Origin of the sequence: Pseudomonas sp. CG7 (assembly GCF_023701885.1) — a bacterium.
Taxonomy (GTDB): domain Bacteria; phylum Pseudomonadota; class Gammaproteobacteria; order Pseudomonadales; family Pseudomonadaceae; genus Aquipseudomonas; species Aquipseudomonas zanjanensis.
In genome coordinates this window covers 1-1,251 of sequence record NZ_JABAEE010000180.1, presented here as the reverse complement: position 1 = coordinate 1,251, position 1,251 = coordinate 1, and the positions used below count along the sequence as shown (strand labels likewise).

Genomic DNA, 1,251 nt, shown 5'->3' with positions numbered 1-1,251 from the left:
TGAGGTGGTCAACTTTTTCCGGACACCTCAATCGGTGTTTTCAGGCTGTTTGCCGCTCGTACTGATTGGGCGGCAAATAGTCTAACGATGAATGCATTCGTCGTTCATTGTAGAACCGCACAATGTAATCCGTGACGTCCTTGACTGCTTCATCATGGTTGGCATAGTCCTTCCTCCAAACGCGCTCCATCTTCAGGTTCAAGAAGAAACGCTCCATGACTGCGTTGTCCCAGCAGTTGCCCTTGCGGCTCATGCTGCAGCGCAAGCCATGTCGTGTCAGCAAGGCTTGGTAAGTAACGCCTGCATACTGGCTGCCCCGATCTGAATGCGCGACCAGACCCGGTTCAGGCTGCCTCTGTGTGATGGCCAGTTGCATAGCGCTACACACCAACTCGGCGCGCATATGCGGTGCCATGGCCCAGCCCACGATCTTGCGTGAATACAAATCCATGACAGCCGCCAAGTACAGCCAGCCGCTTCGGGTGCGAATATAAGTGATATCAGCAACCCATGATTGGTTGATCTTCTCGGGGTTGAACTGGCGGTTGAGCAGGTTTTCAGCTATCGGAAAATTATGATTACTGTCGGTGGTATGGACGAACTTGCGCTTCCAGATCGGGCGTAAATCCTGTTGTTTCATCAGCCGACGGACCTTGTGCCGCCCAATGGATACGCCATTGCTACGCAGCGCTTTCATCACCCGACGACTGCCATAACAGTGCTCATTGGTTACGAACGTAGCTTTGACCTGAGCTGCAACCGCACAGACAACTTTCGGCTTAAAAGACCTCTGACGAGCTTCATAGAACCCCGAACGGCTGATCCGCAAAACCCGACAGATACGTATTACCGGGTAGGCCTTGCATTGCATTTGGTGAACCAATTGGTGGATCACTTCAATTCGCGGGCAAAGAAGGCCGTAGCTTTTTTTAATATGTCGTTGTCCGTCTTCAGCTCGCGGATCTGCTGCTCAAGCTGACGAATACGCTGTTGCTCGCTGGTTAACGGTTTGCCAATCCCTGTACCACCTAACTGCTCGGCTTGGTACTGCTGGACCCAGCGGCGCACGGCCGTGTCACTCAAGTCTAAATCGGTACAAACGGAGTTCACGCTCAGGCCCTGGTCAACAATCATCTTGCAGACTCTTAGCTTGAAAGCGGCGTCGAATTTTCTGTACTTCTTGGTCATGGAATATTCCTCAATAGGTGTAGTTTCACCTATTGAGGTGTCCGGGACTATTAGACCAGCTCA

At 52.0% G+C, this 1,251-nt stretch carries 1 protein-coding gene; it reads right to left on the bottom strand.

The features are described 5' to 3' along the window. Positions 1-40 precede the first annotated feature (40 nt). Positions 41-1,188 (bottom strand): IS3 family transposase gene (locus HGO40_RS30480; protein WP_250966063.1). Its coding sequence is split into 2 segments (ribosomal slippage): positions 41-933 and positions 933-1,188, totalling 1,149 coding nucleotides; the frame shifts between segments, so codons are not numbered across the junction. Positions 1,189-1,251 lie beyond the last annotated feature (63 nt).